The sequence below is a fragment of the Pseudomonas paraeruginosa PA7 genome, from assembly GCF_000017205.1.
GTDB classification, from domain to species: domain Bacteria; phylum Pseudomonadota; class Gammaproteobacteria; order Pseudomonadales; family Pseudomonadaceae; genus Pseudomonas; species Pseudomonas paraeruginosa.
This window is the reverse complement of sequence record NC_009656.1, coordinates 2,371,494-2,389,506: the sequence shown is the minus strand read 5'-3', so window position 1 is coordinate 2,389,506 and position 18,013 is coordinate 2,371,494. Positions and strand designations below refer to the sequence as shown.

Genomic DNA, 18,013 nt, shown 5'->3' with positions numbered 1-18,013 from the left:
CAGCCGTGCTATAACCCAGGCTCATATCGACCGAGGAAATCGTCATGAGCCTGATCCTCTACGGCGCCCCGCTCTCCCCCTTCGTGCGCAAGGTCCGCCTGCTGCTGGCGGAAAAGCGCCTCGACTACCAACTGGAAGTGATCGCGCCGTTCGGCCAACCCGCGTGGTACCGCGAGATCAGCCCGCTGGGACGCATTCCGGCGCTACGCGACGGTGACCTGGCCCTGGCCGACTCCAGCGTCATCTGCCAGTACCTGGAAGAACGCTACCCCGAACACCCGCCGCTGTGCGGCGAGGACCCGGCGAGCCGCGCGACGGTACGCTGGCTGGAAAAGTACGCCGACTACGAACTCGCGCCGCAGGCGACACTGACGGTGTTCCGCAACCGGGTCCTCAAGCCGGCGATGGGCCAGCGCTGCGAGGAGGAAGACGTACGTCGCGCGTTGCAGGAAAGACTGCCGGCGCACTTCGACTACCTGGAAAACACCCTGGGCGATCGTACCTTCTTCATCGGCGACCGGCTGTCCCTGGCCGACCTGGCGATCGCCAGCCAACTGGTCAACCTGGGCCACGCCGGCGAGCAAGTGGACGCGCAACGCTGGCCGGCCCTCGCCGCGCACTTCGCGCGCCTGCTCGAACGGCCGAGCATGCAGGCGCTGCTGCCGGGCGAGCAGCGGACCCTGGAAAAACTCGCGGCGAAAGCCTGACGCCGCCGCTCCTCCCCCGGGAAGGGAAGCGACTGCGTCTCAGCAGTCGCTGAGGCGCAGGAAGATCTCCACCAGACGCTCGATCCCGGCCTGGTCCCGCGCGCTGAAGCGCCCCTCGCTCGGGCTGTCCAGGTCGAGCACGCCGATCAGCCGCCCATCCTTGAGCAGCGGCACCACCAGCTCGCTGCGCGAGGCGCTGTCACAGGCGATGTGCCCGGGAAACGCATGGACGTCTTCGACGCGCTGGGTCTGCCGGGTGCGCGCGGCGGCGCCGCAAACGCCCTTGGCGAAAGGGATGCGGACGCAGGCGACCTTGCCCTGGAATGGCCCGAGCAGCAGTTCCTCGTTGCGATTCAGGTAGAAGCCGGCCCAGTTCAGGTCGTCCAGTTCATGAAAGAGAAAAGCGCAGAACTGCGCGGCGTTGGCGATGAAGTCACGCTCGTCGGCGAACAGCGCCTCGGCCTGGGCCGCCAGCAGGGCATAGCCATCCAGCCCGGCGCCGGTCTGTTGCAGATCGATCATGCCTGTTGCTCCAGCAGTTGCTTGCCGACCCAGTAGCGGGAGAACTGGTAGGCGCAACGACCGTTGCGGTTGCCGCGTCCCAGCGCCCAGCGGATCGCTTCCTTCTCCAGCTCCTCGCTCCAGGCCCAGGCCAGCCCGGCCTTCCCGGCGAGCACTTCGACCCAGTGGCGGACCACGCTGAGGAAATGCTCCTGGGTGAAGGGATAGAAGGACAGCCAGAGGCCGAAGCGATCGGACAGGGCGATCTTGTCCTCCACCGCCTCGTTGGGGTGCAGTTCGCCGTCCACCATCTTCCAGTTCTCGTTGTCGCTCTGCTTCTCCGAGACCAGGTGCCGGCGGTTGGACGTCGCGTACAGCAGCACGTTGTCCGGCGCCTGTTCCAGCGAGCCGTCGAGCACACTCTTGAGTACCCGGTAGTCACCCTCGCCGGCGTCGAACGAGAGGTCGTCGCAGAACAGTACGAAGCGCTGCGGCAGGCCATTCAGTTGCTCGACCACCCGCGGCAGGTCGGCCAGGTGGTCGCGTTCGATCTCGATCAGGCGCAGGCCGGCGCCGGCCAGTTCGGCCAGCAGCGCACGCACCAGCGAAGACTTGCCGGTGCCACGCGCGCCCCAGAGCAACGCATGGTTGGCCGGCTGGCCGGCGACGAACTGGCGGGTGTTGCGCTCGAGCTGTTCGCGCTGCCGCTCGACACCCAGCAGGTCGGCCAGGCGCAGGTCGAGGCTGACCTCCAGCGGCTGCAGGTAGCCGCTGCGGCCGTCACGGTGCCAGCGCGCCGCCAGGCTGCGCTGCCAATCCACCGGTTCGCGCACGGCGGGCAGCAACGGCTCGAGACGTGCCAGCACGCTTTCGGCGCGGGCAAGAAAATCGCTCAATCGGGAATCCACTCTGTTCTCCTCGGATCGGACTGACGTCACGGATCGATCATCGGTTGCGCCCACTGGCCCCGACAGGCGGTCGGGATGGGCTATGCTAGGCGGCAGAACCCCGCCAAGGCCGACCCCCGCTCCCATGGATATAGCGCTGACCCATCGCCTGTCGTTCAAGCAGGCCAGCCTCACCGTGCTGGTGGCGTTTATCCTGGGAACCCTGCTCAGCCTGATACAGGTCGGCGTCGATTATGCCAGCCAGGACGCATCCATCAATCGCGAAGTACGCGCGCTGCTGGACGTCAGCCACAACCCTGCCGCGCGAATCGCCTACAACATCGACGCCGAACTCGCCCAGGAGCTGGTCCTCGGCCTGCTGCGCTCGCCGGCGGTGGTGCGCGCGGAGATCATCGACACCTCCGGCCTGCCACTGGCCAGCGCCTCGCGCGAGCCCGCCGAGAGCCGCCTGCGTCCGCTCAGCGACTTCCTCTTCGGCCACAAGCGGGTGTTCGAGGACCCGTTGTACGTCGACCACGCGCCCGGGGAAGCCCTCGGCGTGCTGCAACTGGAAATCGACACCTTCGTGTTCGGCAACGATTTTCTACGTCGCGCCGGCATCACCCTGCTCTCCGGCTTCGTCCGCAGCCTGCTGCTGTCGCTGATCCTGCTGGTGCTCTTCTATACCCTGCTGACCAAACCCCTGGTCAGCCTGATCCAGGCCCTCAGCGGCCACGACCCGCGCTCGCCGGCGCGCATGCGCCTGCCCTGCCCCAAGGGGCACGAACGCGACGAGATCGGCGTGCTGGTCGAGGTCACCAACCGTCAGCTCGGCCGCATCGCGGTGGAGATCGAGCAGCGCCGCGAGGCGGAGAACCGCCTGACCCAGTACCTGGAAGAACTGGAAAGCATCGTCGCCGCGCGCACCGCCGAGCTCAAGGCGGCCAACGCGCGCCTGACGCTGTCCAACCAGGAACTGGAAGAGGCGCGCCAGACCGCCCTGAACATGGCCCAGGCACGCGCCAGCTTCCTCGCCAACATGAGCCACGAGATCCGCACCCCGCTGAACGGCCTGCTCGGCATGCTCTCGCTGAGCCTGGACGGCCCGCTGACCCCGGAGCAACGCCAGCAGTTGTCGATCGCCCACGACTCCGGCAAGGTCCTGGTGGAACTGCTCAACGACGTGCTCGACCTGTCCAAGTTCGAAGCCGGTCAACTGGTCCTGGAAGAAATCCCCTTCGACCTCGGCGTGCTGGTCGAGGATACCGCCAGCCTGCTCTCGCAGAACGCCGCCGCCGGCGTCGAACTCACCTGTCTGGTCGACCCCGCCCTGCCCGCCCAGCTCTCCGGCGATCCGACGCGGATCCGCCAGGTGGTCAGCAACCTGCTGTCCAATGCGCTGAAGTTCACCCGCCTGGGCCGCGTCGACGTGCGTGTGGAAGCCACCGCCGACGGTGTGCGCATCAGCGTCCGCGATACCGGCATCGGCATCGCCCAGGAAGCCCTGGACCGGATCTTCCAGCCATTCACCCAGGCCGACGCCGGCATCACCCGCCAGTACGGCGGTACCGGTCTCGGCCTGGCCCTGACGCGCAAGCTGTGCGAGGCCATGCATGGCGAGCTGATGGTGGAATCGACGGTCGGCCTGGGCAGCCTGTTCAGCGTCAACCTCCCCCTTGCGCAGGTCAGTCCGCCAGCCCGTGCAGAGCCGCTGCGCGGTCGGGTGATCGCGCAGTGCTCGGCGAACAGCGGACTCGCCGAACTGCTGCAGACCTGGCTGCCGCGCTGGGGCCTGGAATACCGGCGCCTGGATACCGACGACAGCCTGGTCGGCCATACCCTCGACGTGCTGATCTCGGATTGCCCTGATTGCCTGATGGGCCTGCGTCCGCGCATCGGCACGCCGATCCTGCTGGTCACCGCCTATGGCAGTTTCCTCGAACCCGAACTCGCCCGCCGCCTGGCGCCGCTGCGCCAGGTGGCCCGGCCGCTGGGCCGCAATCCATTGCACCAGGCGCTCAGGAGCGTCCTCGAACAGGCCAGCGCGCCAGCCTCGCCCCCCTCCGCCGGCACCGCCGCGCAGCGCGATACCCGGGTTCTGCTGGTGGAGGACAACCCGGTCAACCAGTTGGTCGCCAAGGGCCTGCTGCACAAGCTCGGCTGCCAGGTGTGGATCGCCGAGCACGGTCTGAACGCCCTGAAGCTGCTGGAAGAACAGCCCATCGACATGGTCCTGATGGACTGCAACATGCCGGTGATGGATGGCTACGAAGCGACCCGGCAGATCCGCGACAGCGGGCGCTGGGGCAGGCTGCCGATCATCGCCCTGACCGCCAACGCCCTGCCGGAGGAACGCGAGCGTTGCCGCGCCGCCGGAATGGACGACTACCTGGCCAAACCATTCCACCGCGACGAGCTGAAGGCCATCCTCGACCGCTGGTGCCCTGCGGCCAGGGGCAATCAGGCCCCGCCGCGTCACGACTAGTGGCCTGTACGGTTTTGCTCGTCAATCGAAGCTCGACTGCCGGGGTTGGCCAGACAGCCGCCGCGACGAGTCGCAGCCGGGCTGTGGCGAGGAGCGGCAACGCAGCATGGCGAAGCCCGGCGGCGAAATGGATTGGTCGAATCAGCCACCGGCCACCAGGCGAAAGCGCGACAACAGGCCACCCAGGCGTTGGTGCAGGTCGAACATCTCGTTGAGATCGAAGCCGGTGCTGCAGATCAGTTGCTGGCGCAGCGGAATGACCCGCTCGCGCAGGGTGATCCCCGGCAACGTCAGGGCCAGGTGCACTTCCCGCTCATCATGGCTGGCGCGCCGGCGATCCACCAGGCCGAGCTGTTCGAGGCGCTTGAGCAACGGCGTCAGGGTTCCCGAGTCGAGCAGCAGGCGCTCGCCCAGTGCCTTCACCGTCGGCTGCTCCGGCGGGCTCGCGTGCCACTCCCAGAGCACCAGCATGACCAGGTACTGTGGATAGGTCAGGCCGATCTGTTCGAGCAGCGGCCGATAGCCACGGATCACCGCGCGCGAGGCGGCGTACAGCTTGAAACACAGTTGGTTGTCGAGCAGCAGCGATTCTTCGACGCCATCCGGCCTGGCGACTTTTCCCCGGGCGCTCATTCAAGCAGCGCCTCGATCGCCGAGCCAAGCTCTTCCGGCTTGGTGGTCGGCGCATAGCGCTGCACCACCCGGCCATCGCGGCCGATCAGGAACTTGGTGAAGTTCCACTTGATGCCCTGGCTGCCGAGCAGGCCCGGCGCGCGCTTCTTCAGGCTGACGAACAGCGGATGGGCGCCGGCGCCGTTGACCTCGATCTTCCTGAACAGAGGGAAGCTCACCCCGTAGTTCAGTTCGCAGAACCGGGAAATCTCGCCCTCGTCGCCCGGCTCCTGCTTGCCGAACTGGTTGCAGGGAAAGCCGAGCACCACCAGGCCGCGCTCACGGTATTTCTCCCACAATGCCTCCAGTCCCTGGTACTGCGGGGTGAAGCCGCACTTGCTGGCGGTGTTCACCACCAGCAGCGCCTTGCCGCCAAAGTCGGCCAGGGTCTTCTGCTCACCCTTGATGGTGGTGCAGGGAATGTCCAGCAGTGAATCGCTCATGGGTTGTCTTCCTTTTCGTGGGTGGGGGACGGGAAATAAAATAGCCCGCAATTCAATTGCGCACAATTAAATTGGACGAGAAACGACCCGAACCAAGGACGGGTCGTCGTCGCCTATCCTTCCCGCGGCACCAGCTTCAGCGAAGCCGAGTTGATGCAATAGCGCAATCCGGTTGGCCGGGGGCCGTCCGGGAAGACATGCCCCAGATGGGCATCGCAGCGGCCACAGCGGACTTCGATGCGGTGCATGCCGTGGCTGAAATCATCCAGTTCACGTACCGCCTCGCCATCCACCGGCTGGAAGTAGCTCGGCCAGCCGCTGCCGGAATCGTACTTGGCATCGGAGTCGAACAACGCCGTGCCGCAGCAGGTGCAGTGGTAGACGCCGGGGGTCTTGGTGGCGTGGTATTCGCCGCTGAAGGCGCGTTCGGTACCGCCCAGGCGACAGATGTGGAACTGCTCTTCGGTCAACTCCTCGCGCCAGGAGTCCAGGGGTTTGTCGATCTTGCTCATCGGCTCTGCCTCGCGTTCTGAAAAATGCCCGGCGCTCCCTTTTCCGGGGGGCGGGCCGCACGTATCATGCGTGCTCCTTATAGACGCCAGTCTGTCATCCGCGTTACAGCCTGCCAAGCCGCGAGCCACCGCGCTTTTCGCAGCCTGTTCCACGGTGTTCGCTCACTTCGGGACTCGACACATCATGCAGGTCAGCAAATCGAACAAGCTCGCCAACGTCTGCTATGACATTCGCGGGCCGGTGCTCAAGCACGCCAAACGCCTAGAGGAAGAGGGTCACCGCATCCTCAAGCTGAACATCGGCAACCCGGCGCCGTTCGGTTTCGAAGCTCCCGAGGAAATCCTCCAGGACGTCATCCGCAACCTGCCGACCGCCCAGGGCTACAGCGACTCCAAGGGCCTGTTCAGCGCACGCAAGGCGGTGATGCAGTACTACCAGCAGAAGCAGGTCGAAGGCGTCGGCATCGAGGACATCTATCTCGGCAACGGTGTATCCGAGCTGATCGTGATGTCCATGCAGGCGCTGCTCAACAACGGCGACGAAGTGCTGATCCCCGCTCCCGACTATCCGCTGTGGACCGCCGCGGTCAGCCTCGCCGGCGGCAAGCCGGTGCACTACCTGTGCGACGAGCAGGCCGACTGGTGGCCGGACCTGGACGACATCAGGGCGAAGATCACTCCGAACACCAAGGCGATGGTGATCATCAACCCGAACAACCCAACCGGCGCCGTGTATTCGAAGGAAGTGCTGGAAGGCATGGTCGAGCTGGCCCGCCAGCACAACCTGGTGCTGTTCTCCGACGAGATCTACGACAAGATCCTCTACGACGGCGCGGTCCACGTATCCACCGCCTCGCTGGCGCCGGACGTGCTCTGCCTGACCTTCAACGGCCTGTCCAAGTCCTACCGGGTGGCGGGGTTCCGCTCCGGCTGGTTGGCTATCTCCGGGCCCAAGCAGCGGGCGCAGAGCTACATCGAGGGTCTCGACATCCTCGCCAACATGCGCCTGTGCGCCAACGTCCCGGCGCAGCACGCGATCCAGACCGCACTGGGCGGCTACCAGAGCATCAATGACCTGGTCCTGCCGCCGGGCCGCCTGCTGGAGCAGCGCAACCGCGCCTGGGAGCTGCTCAACGACATTCCCGGGGTCAGCTGCGTGAAACCGATGGGCGCGCTGTATGCGTTCCCGCGGATCGACCCGAAGGTCTGCCCGATCCACAACGACGAGAAGTTCGTCCTCGACCTGCTGCTCTCGGAGAAACTGCTGATCGTCCAGGGTACCGCCTTCAACTGGCCATGGCCCGACCACTTCCGGGTGGTCACCCTGCCGCGCGTCGACGACCTCGAGCAGGCGATCCTGCGCATCGGCAGCTTCCTCAAGGGCTACCAGCAGTAACCCCCTCCCTCGCGGCACCCCGGCGGGTGCCGCCCTGGCCGATGACGAGCCCATGGACCTGCAGATCGACGACTTCCACAAGGACGCCGCTGGCGGCCTCCTGCTTCTCTACCAGGCCTTCCCGCGCAAGATCGCGCTCTACGTCGAAGACCTTGTCGGCCGCGAGGCGCCGGATGAGTTCGGCCTGCCGAGCAAACGTCACCAAAGTTGTCTGGGCGCCCTGCTCTGGCTCGCCGAGGAAGGCTACCTGCGCTTCGCCAGCACCATCCACTACGAGGCTCTCGACCAGGCGGTACTCAGCGAAAAAGCCTTCCTAAGACTTACCCGCAGCGTTCCCCAGGCCGCGGCGGCCCTGGCCGGGGCGCCCGCCAGCGTGCGCCGCGAACAGGCCAGCCTGGCCAACCAGTTGCGCCAGGCGCTGGCGCAGGGCGACGGCGAATGTCTGGCCGGGCTGACCCGCCTGCTCTTCGAGGGCAGCCTGGGCGCGCAAGGCGACACAGTTTGAAATAGTCCCTCGATTGAATCGCCATGGACCGCCCCTTATATAACCCCGCATGATTATCAGGAGCCCGTTCGCCCGCCACAGCGGCCTGCGAACCATGCTCCGTGCCTTCAGCCGTGAGGAGAAGCTTTACACCATGATGCGCATCCTGTTGTTCCTGGCCACCAACCTGGCAGTCCTGGTGATTGCCAGCATCACCCTGAAACTGCTCGGGGTGGACCGCTTCACCGGCCAGAATTACGGCAGCCTGCTGGTCTTCTGCGCCGTGTTCGGTTTCGCCGGTTCGCTGGTCTCGCTGTTCATCTCCAAGTGGATGGCGAAGATGAGCACCGGTACCGAAGTCATCAGCCAGCCGCGCACCCGCCACGAACAGTGGCTGCTGCAGACCGTCGAGGAACTGTCCCGCGAGGCCGGCATCAAGATGCCGGAGGTCGGCATCTTCCCCGCCTACGAGGCCAACGCCTTCGCCACCGGCTGGAACAAGAACGACGCGCTGGTCGCGGTCAGCCAGGGCCTGCTCGAACGCTTCTCGCCCGATGAGGTGAAGGCCGTGCTCGCCCACGAGATCGGCCACGTCGCCAACGGCGACATGGTCACCCTGGCGTTGATCCAGGGCGTGGTGAACACCTTCGTGATGTTCTTCGCGCGGATCTTCGGCAACTTCGTCGACAAGGCCATCCTGAAGAACGAGGACGGTCCGGGCATCGGCTACTTCGTCGCGACCATCTTCGCCGAACTGGTGCTCGGCATCCTCGCCAGCATCATCGTCATGTGGTTCTCGCGTCGCCGCGAGTTCCGCGCCGACGCCGCCGGCGCCCACCTCGCCGGCACCGGCGCGATGATCGCCGCGCTGCAACGCCTGCGTTCGGAACAGGGCGTGCCGGTGCAGATGCCCGACACCCTGAACGCCTTCGGCATCAATGGCGGCCTCAAGCACGGCCTGGCCGGCCTGCTGATGAGCCACCCGCCGCTGGAAGATCGCATCGAAGCGCTGCGCGCCAGCGCTCGCTGAGCCGCTTTCACACTTGGGACAGGGCGACCATCGGTCGCCCTTTTTTTATGCCGGGAAAGCCACCTATCCATGGTCGCTTTGACAGCCGCCGATCCGCCCCGGAACATGCAGGTCCGTGATTTTCGTTCGATGAGGTTCCCATGCAGATCCGCGCCGATTTCGACAGCGGCAACATCCAGGTCATCGATGCCAGCGATCCCCGCCGGATCCGCCTGGCGATCCGTCCGGACCTGGCCAGCCAGCACTTCCAGTGGTTCCACTTCAAGGTCGAGGGGATGCTCCCCGCCACGGAGCACCGCTTCACCCTGGTCAACGCCGGCCAGTCGGCCTACAGCCACGCCTGGAGCGGCTACCAGGCGGTCGCTTCGTACGATGGCGAACGCTGGTTCCGCGTGCCTTCGCAGTACGACGCCGACGGCCTGCACTTCCAGCTGGAGCCTGAGGAAAGCGAAGTCCGCTTCGCCTACTTCGAGCCCTACAGCCGCGAACGGCATGCCCGCCTGATCGAACGTGCGCTCGGGATCGAGGGCGTCGAACGGCTCGCCGTCGGCACCAGCGTGCAAGGTCGCGACATCGAACTGCTGCGGGTCAAGCGCCATCCCGACAGTCGCCTGAAGCTGTGGATCATCGCCCAGCAGCATCCCGGCGAGCACATGGCCGAATGGTTCATGGAAGGCCTGATCGAGCGCCTGCAACGCCCGGACGATACGGAAATGCAGCGCCTGCTGGAAAAAGCCGAACTCTACCTGGTGCCGAACATGAACCCGGACGGCGCGCTCCACGGCAACCTGCGCACCAACGCCGCCGGCCAGGATCTCAACCGCGCCTGGCTGGAGCCGAGCGCCGAGCGCAGCCCGGAAGTCTTGTTCGTCCAGCAGGAGATGAAGCGCCATGGCGTCGACCTGTTCCTCGACATCCACGGCGACGAGGAGATCCCCCACGTGTTCGCCGCCGGCTGCGAAGGCAACCCGGGCTATACGCCGCGCCTGGAGCGCCTCGAACAGCGCTTCCGTGACGAACTGATGGCCCGCGGCGAGTTCCAGACCCGCCACGGCTATCCGCGCAGCGCGCCGGGCCAGGCCAACCTGGCGCTGGCCTGCAATTTCGTCGGGCAGACCTACGATTGCCTGGCGTTCACCATCGAGATGCCGTTCAAGGACCACGACGATAACCCGGAGCCGGGTACCGGCTGGTCCGGCGCTCGCTCCAAGCGCCTCGGCCAGGACGTCCTGAGCACCCTCGCAACGCTGGTCGACGAACTTCGCTGAACTCCAGCGGGGCGCCACGGGGCGCCCCGTTTCAACCTCTCTGCAGCAGGTAGACGGCTTCGTTCAGCCAGGACACCCCGCGCTCGAGGAACTTCCAGTTGACGCCGAGCACGTCGCCGCGCTCCAGTTCCTCGATGCGCCAGCCCGCGGCGTAATGCTCACGCACCTCGGCGTCGGGCACGGCGAACGGCGGCCCGGCCATTTCCCCCTGCGGATAGTCGATGGTGACCAGCAGCCCCAGGCTGCGCGCCGGCAGGATCGCCTGCAGATGGCCGGCATAGCGCTCGCGCATATCCGGCGGCAAGGCGATCAGCGCGGCGCGGTCGTAGAACGCGCGGCACCCTGCCAGGTGCCCGGACTGCAGAGCGAAGAAGTCCCCCTGCAGCAGGGTGATGCCGGCGGCCCGGTAGCGACGGAAGCCATCCATCTGGTCGATCGCCGGTTGCAGGCCGTTCTCCGCGAAGAAATCGCTCACGGCCTTTTCCGAAAGCTCCACCCCCAGCACATCCAGGCCCTGCGCGGCCAGCCAGGCCAGGTCCAGGGTCTTGCCGCACAGCGGCACCAGGACCTGCTCGCCCGCTTGCAGTCGCAGCCGCGACAGGTGGCGCATCAGGTAGGGATTGACCTCGTCCAGATGGAAGCCGATCTGGTTGTTCGCCCAGCGGGCGTGCCAAAAATCCGCCTGCATCCTGCCCTCCGCATTCGTGGAAAAACCGCAAGGTGGCGGCAATCGGCCGGCAGGTCAACTCCCCCGCGCATCCTCCTCGCGCACTTCCACCAGCACCGGGCACGGCGCCTCGCGGATCACCCGGTTGCCGACGGAAGGATCGAGCAGGCGCTCCAGGCGCCCGAGGTGGCGGTGGCCGATGACGATCAGGTCGCAGTCCAGGCGCCGCGCCTCGCCGAGGATCACCTGCACCGGGTCGCCGGCGCGCAGCTCGGCCTCTACCTGCAGCGCCTCTCCGGCGAGCAGCGCGCGAGCCTCGTCGAGCACCTGTCGGGCTTCCTCGCACTCGTGCGCGGCGGGCGGGTAGTCGAGCAGCGTCGGCCGTCCCGGCAGGGCGTAGCCGGCATCCACCGCGCACAATAGCTGGATCCGCGCGCCCGGCGCGGCGGCCCGGCGCGCCAGCTCGGCGATGCGACAGGTCTGCGGGCCGCCGTCGATGGCGACCAGGAGTCTCTGGAACATGGAAAATCCTCCGGCAGTGATGGCCGCGGCATTCTTCGGCAGCCCAGGGCGCGCGTAAAGGCACCGCGGACGCAATCCAGGCGTGCGGTGAACGCACGCCTGGCCGGAAAAAAGATTGCACAGGACGCATGCCAGCCCGCCTATACTTCCAGACCATGCATCTTCCCGATCTGAATCTCCTGGTCGCCCTCAACATTCTTCTCGAAGAGGGCAGCGTGGTCGGAGCCGCGCGCCGCATGCATCTCAGTCCTCCGGCGATGAGCCGCACCCTGTCGCGAATCCGCGAGGCGGTAGGCGACCCGATCATGGTCCGCGCCGGCCGCAAGCTGGTGCCCACACCCCGCGCCCTGGAATTGCAGGAACAGGTGAAGCAACTGGTGGACCAGGCCCGCGACCTGTTCAACACCCGCGAAACCATCGAACTGGACAAACTGGAACGCTGCTTCACCCTGCGCTCCAACAACACCCTGGTCGGCGGCCTGTCGATCCGCCTGCTGGAGATCTTCGCCGAGGAAGCGCCACGCTGCACGCTGCGCTTCGTCCAGGAGTCGGACATCGATGACGAGGCGCTGCGGCAAAACCGCATCGATCTCTACATCGGCGCTTCGTCCTGGATGGAGCCGGAGGTCAAGACCCAGCAACTGCTTACCACCCGCTTCGTCGGCCTGGCCCGCCAGGGTCATCCGATCTTCGACGGCGAGGTCACCCCGCAGCGCTTCGTCGCCTTCCCGCATATCGCCGTCTCGCGCCGCGGCCTCAACCACGGCCCCCTGGACCAGGCCCTGGCGGAAATCGGCCTGGAGCGCGATGTCAAGCTGATCAGCCCGACCTTCCACTCGGCGATCTTCGCCCTGCCCGGCTCCAACCTGCTGCTGCCGATCGCCGAACATTCCCTGTGGCGCGCCAATCGCCTGGGCCTGGGCCTGCGCCAGTTCGACATCCCGGTACCGCTGAAGACCGTGATGGTGGTCCAGGCCTGGCATCCGCGCTTCGACAACGACCCCGCCCATCGCTGGTTCCGGCAGACCATCAAGCGGATCTGCGAGGAGGTGCAGAACGATCCCCACCCGCTGCTGGGCTCGAACTGAAATCGTGCACTGGACACACTGATTCATTCAAATCATTTCAATTTTCACACTTCCTGTAGCTCCCTAGACTGCAGCGGAAATCAGAAGAGTTTCCGCTCATGCCTTGCATCATCCACAGGGCCGCCGCCTCCCCCGGGAGGGCGCGGCAATGACCTCGTTCAGCCCCCCGCTCGCCCAGGCGACGCCGTCCACACCAACCGCCCCGGTCGCGCAGGCGACGCCGTCCACACCAACCGCCCCGGTCGCGCAGCCGTTCGGCGCGCGCATCGTCATCGGCCTGCTCGGTGTCCTGCTCGCCTCGCTCAGCGCCGGCCTCAACGGCCATGTCACCGAGATCGCCATGACCGACGTGCGTGGCGCCCTCGCCATCGGCCATGACGAAGGCACCTGGCTGACCGTCCTCTACGAGGCCACCCAGGTCGCCGCCATGGCTTTCGCGCCCTGGTGCTCGGTGACCTTCTCGCTGCGCCGCTTCACCCTGTTCGCCATCGGCGGCTTCGCCCTGCTGGCGCTGCTCTGCCCGTTCGCACCGAACCTCGAGAGCCTGCTGGCACTGCGTACCCTGCAGGGACTGATGGCCGGCTGCCTGCCGCCGATGCTGATGACCGTGGCGCTGCGCTTCCTGCCGCCGGGCATCAAGCTCTACGGCCTGGGGGCCTACGCCCTCACCGCCACCTTCGGGCCCAACCTGGGCCTGCCGCTGGCGGCGTTCTGGTTCGAATACGTCGGCTGGCAGTGGGTATTCTGGCAGGTCATTCCGCTGTGCCTGGTGGCGATGGCCGCGGTGTCCTACGGCATTCCGCAGGACCCGGTGCGCCTGGAGCGCTTCCGCCAGTTCGACGGGATCGGCCTGCTCACCGGCTTCCCGGCGATCTGCGCACTGGTGATCGGGCTGCTCCAGGGCGAACGCCTGGACTGGTTCGAATCGCCGCTGATCGGCCTGCTGCTGGGCGGCGGCAGCCTGTTGCTGGTGCTGTTCCTGGTCAATGAATGGAGCCACCCGCTACCGTTCTTCCGTCTGCAATTGCTGAAACGGCGCAACCTGACCTTCGCCCTCATCACCCTGGCCGGCGTGCTGGTGGTGCTCGGCGCGAGCCTGGGCGTGCCGACCGAGTTCCTCGCCGAGATCCGCGGCTATCGCCCCCTGCAAAGCGTACCGATGGTGCTCCTGCTGGCCCTGCCGCAGCTGGTCGCGCTGCCGCTGGTGGCGGCGCTGTGCAATATCCCGCGGGTCGACTGTCGCTGGGTGCTGGCCTGTGGCCTGTGCCTGTGCGGCGGTGCCTGCCTGAGCTTCAGCCAGCTGACGGCGGACTGGGTGCGTGAGGATTTCTACCTGCCGATGCTGTTGCTGGTGGTCGGCCAGCCGATGGCGGTGATTCCGCTGCTGATGCTTTCCACCAGCGTCATCGCGCCCATCGAGGGGCCGTTCGCCTCGGCCTGGTTCAACACCGTCCGCGGCTTCTCGGGGGTAGCCGCCACCGCGGTAATCGGCGCCCTCGGCACCGCCCGCGAGCACTATCACTCCAACCGCCTGGTCGATCACCTGGGCAATGCGTCCCAGGCTGTCGAACTGCGCCTGCAACAGATCGCCGGCCTGCAACCGGGCGCCGACTCCGCCGCGCACTGGCAGCACCTGGCCGAACAGGCCCGCCAACAGGCCCAGGTGCTGGCCAACGCCGACGTGCTGATGGCGATGGCCGGCCTGGCCTGCGCCCTGCTGATCCTGATTCCGATCCTGCCGCAACGGGCCTATCCGCCCCGCCCGGTCGCTCCCACACACTGAAAGGTCGCTGTATGTCGTTCATCACTTCGCGCAAGGGCAGCCTGCTGCTCGCCGCCCTGCTGGTCCTGATCCTGCTGGTCTACCTGCTGTTCCACCTGCTCTCCCCACGGGTCGTGCAGAGCACCGACGACGCCTATGTGCACGCCGATTTCACCCTGGTCGCACCGAAAGTCGCCGGCTTCGTCCAGGACGTGCTGGTCGAGGACAATCAGCCGGTCAAGGCCGGCCAGTTGCTCGCCCGCCTAGACGACCGCGACTTCCGCACCGCCCTGGCCGCCGCCGAGGCCGATGTGCTCGGCGCCGAGGCCAACCTGGCCAATGCCGAGGCCAACCTGCAACGCCAGCAGGCGCTGATCGAACAGGCGCGGGCCAAGGTCCGCGCCGGCCAGGCCGAGCTGGTCTTCGCCCGACACGAGCAAAGCCGCTACCAGACCCTCGCCAGCAAGGGCGCCGGCAGCCTGCAGAACGCCCAGCAGGCGCAGTCGCGGATCGATACCGCCAGCGCCCGGCTGGCCGAGGACCAGGCTGCGGTGGACGCCACGCGCAAGCAGGTGAGCGTCCTCGAAGCCCGTGTCGGCCAGGCCCGCGGTGACCTGCAGCGCATGCAGGCGCGGCGCGACCAGGCGCGCCTGGACCTGTCCTACTGCGAGATCCGCGCCCCCTTCGACGGCATGGTCGGCCGCCGCCAGTTGCGCGTCGGCGCCTATGTCACCCCGGGCAGCGCACTGCTGGCGGTTGTGCCGCTGCAGCAGGCCTATGTGGTCGGCAACTTCCAGGAAACCCAGCTGACCCACGTGCGCCCCGGCCAGGCCGTGGAAATCCGCGTCGACACCTTCCCCGGCGAGGTCCTGCGCGGTCACGTCGACAGCATCGCCCCGGCCACCGGCCTGAGCTTCGCGCCGATCGCCCCGGACAACGCCACCGGCAACTTCACCAAGGTGGTCCAGCGGATCCCCGTGAAGATCCTCCTCGAACCGCGCCAGGCGCTGGTTGGAAGGCTGCGGGTAGGAATGTCGGTGGATGCGCGGATCGATACCGGTACCGCCACCGCCGAGGTCGCCCAGCAATGAAAGGCACTCCGCTCCTGCTTATTGCCAGCCTTGCGCTCGGCGCCTGCAGCCTCGGCCCCGACTTCACCCGGCCCGCCCAGGATGCGCCGGCCGCCTGGCCGCAGCCGACCGCCCACGACACGCCCAGCCGGCTCGCCGCCGCGCCGCTCGCGGCACAGTGGTGGACGCTGTTCGGCGACGCGCGGCTGAGTGCCCTGCTCGAACGCGTGCAGCGCACCAACCTCGACCTGCGCAGCGCCGCGGCGCGCCTGCAGCAGAGCCGCGCGATCCGCCACAGCCTGGGCGGCGACGCCCTGCCCTCGGTGGACGCCAGCGGCACCTACCAGCGTCAACGGACCACCAGCGCCGGCCTGTTCGATCCCTCCGGCAAGGCCGGCAAAGGCAACTACAACCACGCCCTGGCCGGCTTCGACGCCTCCTGGGAGCTGGACTTCTGGGGCCGCGTGCGCCGCGAGCTGGAAGCCGCCGACGCGACGGTGGAAGCCAGCGAGAACGAACTGCGCGACGTACAGGTCTCGGTGCTGGCGGAAGCCGCGCGCGACTATATCCAGTTGCGCGGCGAACAGAACCGCGAGCGGATCGTCCGAGACAACCTCGAAACCGCCCGTCGCAGCCTGGAGCTGACCCGCACGCGCCTGGCCAACGGCGTCGCCACCGATCTCGAGGTGGCCCAGGCGCTGGCCCAGGTGGCCAGCATGGAGGCGCGCCTGCCGGAACTGGAGAAGCGCCAGGCGCATCTGCTCAACGCCCTCGGCTACCTGGTCGGCGCCAGCCCCGGCAGCCTGCTCGCCGAACTCGGCCCGGCGCGGGAGATTCCGCGTCCGCCGGGCAGCGTGCCGGTCGGCCTGCCGTCCGAACTGGCCCAGCGCCGCCCCGACATCCGCATTGCCGAAGCACGCCTGCACGCCGCTACCGCCAGCATCGGCGTGGCCAAGGCGGACTTCTATCCGCGCATCACGCTCAACGGCAACTTCGGTTTCGAATCCCTGCAACTGTCCAGCCTGGGCGACTGGGACCATCGCCAGTTCGCCATCGGCCCCGCGTTCAGCCTGCCGATCTTCGAAGGCGGACGCCTGCGCGGACGCCTGGAGCTACGCGAGGCACAGCAACAGGAAGCCGCCATCGACTACCAGCGCACCGTGCTCCGTGCCTGGCAGGAAGTCGACGACGCGATGCACGACTACGCCGCCAACCAGCGCCGCCAGGAACGCCTCGGCGAAGCCGTGATGCAGAACCGCCGCGCCCTGGAAAGCGCCCGCGAACAGTACCGCGCCGGCGCGGTGGATTTCCTCAGCGTGCTCGACAGCCAGCGGCAACTGCTGGACAACCAGGAGCAGCAGGTCGGCAGCGTCGAAGCGGTCTCGCTGACCCTGGTCAACCTGTACAAGGCCCTGGGGGGCGGCTGGAGCCAGGCGGAAGACGCAGCCTCGGGCTGAACGTCGCTGCGCGTGACGATGAAGGATTAGGACATGGACCTGCTGCAGGGCATACGAACCTTCGTCCGCGTGGTGGAGCACGGCAGCTTCACCCAGGCCGCCCGCCTGCTGGGCACCTCGCCGGCAACCGTTTCGCGGCAGGTCGCCGGGCTCGAACAGGCACTCTCGGCACGCCTGCTGCAGCGCAACACGCGCAGCGTGGTGGTGACCGAAACCGGGCTGCGCTACTACGAACACTGCAAGCAGATCCTGCGCACGGTCGCCGCCGCGGCGGCGGACGTCGAAGACAGCCAGTCGCACCCCAGCGGTCGCCTGCGCGTCCACGCGGCTACCGAACTCGGCCTCGGACACCTGATGCCGCTGCTGGCCGACTACCTGGACCGGTACCCGGAGGTCTGCGTCGACCTGTCGCTGACCCAGGACAGCCCGGCACTGCTCGACGAAGGGCTGGACATGCTGGTCGTCCTCGGCCGCGCGCTGCCCGACTCGTCGCTGGTCGCCCGCGAGCTCGGCCACGTGTTCAGCGTGGCCTGTGCCGCCCCGGCCTACCTGGAACGGCACGGCGCCCCGCGGTCCCCATGGGAGCTGCGGCACCATCGCTGCCTGCAGATCGCCGGGGCGTCCGGTGCGCAGGCCTGGTCCTTCGTCCACGACGGGGCCGAGGCGCGCGTCGAGGTCCGCGACGTGCTCAAGGTCAATCTCCCCGAAGCCGCCTGCCTCGCCGCCAGCGCCGGACTCGGCGTCTGCCTGCTGCCCGGCTTCGTCGCCGCCCGGGCGTTGCAGGACGGTCGCCTGCTGCGCGTGCTGCCCGACTACCGGCTGCTGCCGCGCGAGGTCTTCGCCCTGTATCCGTCGCGGCGCTACCTCGACGCGAAGATCCGCACCTGGATCGACTTCCTCAGGGAACGCCTGCCCCTGGCGCTCGAACGAGACCGGGCGATCCTCGACGACCGCCGTCACTGGGCGCCGGGCTGGACCTAGCGAGCTGATCGATGGGAATTCTCGAAAACATATACTGGTTTTCGATCTATGCGCGGAGGAACATGGCTCATCCGAGTCACG

18 protein-coding genes are annotated in these 18,013 nt (G+C 67.3%); 11 read left to right on the top strand and 7 right to left on the bottom strand.

From position 1 onward, the window contains the following. Positions 1-44: 44 nt before the first annotated feature. Complete coding sequence (locus tag PSPA7_RS11185) at positions 45-707, top strand: glutathione S-transferase family protein (protein ID WP_012075281.1); 663 nt, start codon at positions 45-47, stop codon at positions 705-707. Positions 708-746: 39 nt separating this feature from the next. Here the strand turns inward: PSPA7_RS11185 and msrC are convergent, their stop codons facing one another. Further along, positions 747-1,229, bottom strand: a complete 483-nt coding sequence (gene msrC / locus PSPA7_RS11180) for a free L-methionine (R)-S-oxide reductase MsrC (RefSeq protein ID WP_003154978.1) — start codon at positions 1,227-1,229, stop codon at positions 747-749. Next, on the bottom strand, positions 1,226-2,116 hold the full coding sequence (locus tag PSPA7_RS11175) for an ATP-binding protein (protein WP_003154981.1): 891 nt from the start codon (positions 2,114-2,116) through the stop codon (positions 1,226-1,228). The genes msrC and PSPA7_RS11175 overlap by 4 nt, the downstream gene beginning before the upstream one ends. Positions 2,117-2,198: 82 nt before the next feature. On the opposite strand from PSPA7_RS11175, the gene PSPA7_RS11170 reads away from it, so the two are divergent. Then, a complete protein-coding gene (locus tag PSPA7_RS11170) occupies positions 2,199-4,580 on the top strand; it encodes an ATP-binding protein (protein ID WP_041025315.1) in 2,382 nt (793 codons plus the stop codon). Positions 4,581-4,721: 141 nt separating this feature from the next. Here the strand turns inward: PSPA7_RS11170 and ospR are convergent, their stop codons facing one another. From ospR to msrB, 3 genes are all read right to left on the bottom strand, one after another. Beyond that, on the bottom strand, positions 4,722-5,213 hold the full coding sequence (gene ospR / locus PSPA7_RS11165; RefSeq protein WP_003154983.1) for a hydroperoxide stress response transcriptional regulator OspR: 492 nt from the start codon (positions 5,211-5,213) through the stop codon (positions 4,722-4,724). Next, complete coding sequence (locus PSPA7_RS11160) at positions 5,210-5,695, bottom strand: glutathione peroxidase (protein WP_012075279.1); 486 nt, start codon at positions 5,693-5,695, stop codon at positions 5,210-5,212. Before PSPA7_RS11160 ends, ospR begins: the two co-directional genes overlap by 4 nt. A gap of 113 nt (positions 5,696-5,808) precedes the next feature. Further along, on the bottom strand, positions 5,809-6,207 hold the full coding sequence (gene msrB / locus PSPA7_RS11155; RefSeq protein WP_003154987.1) for a peptide-methionine (R)-S-oxide reductase MsrB: 399 nt from the start codon (positions 6,205-6,207) through the stop codon (positions 5,809-5,811). Positions 6,208-6,391: 184 nt separating this feature from the next. Here msrB and PSPA7_RS11150 point away from each other — a divergent pair, with 184 nt between their 5' ends. The 4 genes from PSPA7_RS11150 to PSPA7_RS11135 all read left to right on the top strand — a co-directional run bounded on the left by PSPA7_RS11150 (position 6,392) and on the right by PSPA7_RS11135 (position 10,385). Next, entirely contained in the window at positions 6,392-7,603 is a 1,212-nt protein-coding gene (locus PSPA7_RS11150; protein ID WP_012075278.1) for a pyridoxal phosphate-dependent aminotransferase, read from the top strand. Between the two features lie 52 nt (positions 7,604-7,655). Then, positions 7,656-8,108: a hypothetical protein gene (locus PSPA7_RS11145; protein WP_012075277.1), complete on the top strand. Its 453-nt coding sequence runs from the start codon at positions 7,656-7,658 to the stop codon at positions 8,106-8,108. 133 nt (positions 8,109-8,241) lie between these two features. Then, complete coding sequence (gene htpX / locus PSPA7_RS11140; RefSeq protein ID WP_003090915.1) at positions 8,242-9,117, top strand: protease HtpX; 876 nt, start codon at positions 8,242-8,244, stop codon at positions 9,115-9,117. Positions 9,118-9,257: 140 nt separating this feature from the next. Next, entirely contained in the window at positions 9,258-10,385 is a 1,128-nt protein-coding gene (locus tag PSPA7_RS11135) for a M14 family metallopeptidase (RefSeq protein WP_012075276.1), read from the top strand. 31 nt (positions 10,386-10,416) lie between these two features. On the opposite strand, the gene PSPA7_RS11130 is transcribed toward PSPA7_RS11135, so the two are convergent. Together PSPA7_RS11130 and PSPA7_RS11125 are read right to left on the bottom strand one after the other, a co-directional pair. Further along, the gene (locus PSPA7_RS11130) at positions 10,417-11,073 is read right to left on the bottom strand and encodes a thiopurine S-methyltransferase (RefSeq protein ID WP_003156222.1); all 657 of its coding nucleotides are present in this window, start codon (positions 11,071-11,073) and stop codon (positions 10,417-10,419) included. Positions 11,074-11,127: 54 nt separating this feature from the next. After that, a complete protein-coding gene (locus PSPA7_RS11125) occupies positions 11,128-11,574 on the bottom strand; it encodes a universal stress protein (RefSeq protein ID WP_012075275.1) in 447 nt (148 codons plus the stop codon). Positions 11,575-11,702: 128 nt separating this feature from the next. Between PSPA7_RS11125 and PSPA7_RS11120 the strand changes: the two genes are divergently transcribed. The 5 genes from PSPA7_RS11120 to PSPA7_RS11100 all read left to right on the top strand — a co-directional run bounded on the left by PSPA7_RS11120 (position 11,703) and on the right by PSPA7_RS11100 (position 17,932). Continuing rightward, complete coding sequence (locus PSPA7_RS11120; RefSeq protein ID WP_003158055.1) at positions 11,703-12,662, top strand: LysR family transcriptional regulator; 960 nt, start codon at positions 11,703-11,705, stop codon at positions 12,660-12,662. A gap of 148 nt (positions 12,663-12,810) precedes the next feature. After that, entirely contained in the window at positions 12,811-14,445 is a 1,635-nt protein-coding gene (locus PSPA7_RS11115) for an MFS transporter (protein ID WP_012075274.1), read from the top strand. 11 nt (positions 14,446-14,456) lie between these two features. Then, positions 14,457-15,515, top strand: coding sequence for an HlyD family secretion protein (locus tag PSPA7_RS11110; RefSeq protein WP_012075273.1), 1,059 nt, complete (start codon positions 14,457-14,459; stop codon positions 15,513-15,515). After that, positions 15,512-16,951 carry an efflux transporter outer membrane subunit gene (locus PSPA7_RS11105; protein ID WP_012075272.1) on the top strand — a complete coding sequence of 480 codons (1,440 nt, stop codon included), beginning with the start codon at positions 15,512-15,514 and terminating at the stop codon, positions 16,949-16,951. The genes PSPA7_RS11110 and PSPA7_RS11105 overlap by 4 nt, the downstream gene beginning before the upstream one ends. A gap of 33 nt (positions 16,952-16,984) precedes the next feature. After that, on the top strand, positions 16,985-17,932 hold the full coding sequence (locus PSPA7_RS11100) for a LysR family transcriptional regulator (RefSeq protein ID WP_012075271.1): 948 nt from the start codon (positions 16,985-16,987) through the stop codon (positions 17,930-17,932). The last annotated feature ends 81 nt before the right edge of the window (positions 17,933-18,013 follow it).

Bases quoted from the DNA above. Each gene is read 5' to 3' on its own strand.
- ospR (WP_003154983.1), bottom strand. From the start codon at position 5,213: ATGAGCGCCCGGGGAAAAGTCGCCAGGCCGGATGGCGTCGAAGAATCG.
- htpX (WP_003090915.1), top strand. From the start codon at position 8,242: ATGATGCGCATCCTGTTGTTCCTGGCCACCAACCTGGCAGTCCTGGTG.
- msrC (WP_003154978.1), bottom strand. From the start codon at position 1,229: ATGATCGATCTGCAACAGACCGGCGCCGGGCTGGATGGCTATGCCCTG.
- PSPA7_RS11145 (WP_012075277.1), top strand. From the start codon at position 7,656: ATGGACCTGCAGATCGACGACTTCCACAAGGACGCCGCTGGCGGCCTC.
- PSPA7_RS11120 (WP_003158055.1), top strand. From the start codon at position 11,703: ATGCCAGCCCGCCTATACTTCCAGACCATGCATCTTCCCGATCTGAAT.
- PSPA7_RS11150 (WP_012075278.1), top strand. From the start codon at position 6,392: ATGCAGGTCAGCAAATCGAACAAGCTCGCCAACGTCTGCTATGACATT.
- PSPA7_RS11160 (WP_012075279.1), bottom strand. From the start codon at position 5,695: ATGAGCGATTCACTGCTGGACATTCCCTGCACCACCATCAAGGGTGAG.
- PSPA7_RS11170 (WP_041025315.1), top strand. From the start codon at position 2,199: ATGCTAGGCGGCAGAACCCCGCCAAGGCCGACCCCCGCTCCCATGGAT.
- PSPA7_RS11130 (WP_003156222.1), bottom strand. From the start codon at position 11,073: ATGCAGGCGGATTTTTGGCACGCCCGCTGGGCGAACAACCAGATCGGC.
- PSPA7_RS11135 (WP_012075276.1), top strand. From the start codon at position 9,258: ATGCAGATCCGCGCCGATTTCGACAGCGGCAACATCCAGGTCATCGAT.
- PSPA7_RS11110 (WP_012075273.1), top strand. From the start codon at position 14,457: ATGTCGTTCATCACTTCGCGCAAGGGCAGCCTGCTGCTCGCCGCCCTG.
- msrB (WP_003154987.1), bottom strand. From the start codon at position 6,207: ATGAGCAAGATCGACAAACCCCTGGACTCCTGGCGCGAGGAGTTGACC.
- PSPA7_RS11115 (WP_012075274.1), top strand. From the start codon at position 12,811: ATGACCTCGTTCAGCCCCCCGCTCGCCCAGGCGACGCCGTCCACACCA.
- PSPA7_RS11125 (WP_012075275.1), bottom strand. From the start codon at position 11,574: ATGTTCCAGAGACTCCTGGTCGCCATCGACGGCGGCCCGCAGACCTGT.
- PSPA7_RS11185 (WP_012075281.1), top strand. From the start codon at position 45: ATGAGCCTGATCCTCTACGGCGCCCCGCTCTCCCCCTTCGTGCGCAAG.
- PSPA7_RS11100 (WP_012075271.1), top strand. From the start codon at position 16,985: ATGGACCTGCTGCAGGGCATACGAACCTTCGTCCGCGTGGTGGAGCAC.
- PSPA7_RS11105 (WP_012075272.1), top strand. From the start codon at position 15,512: ATGAAAGGCACTCCGCTCCTGCTTATTGCCAGCCTTGCGCTCGGCGCC.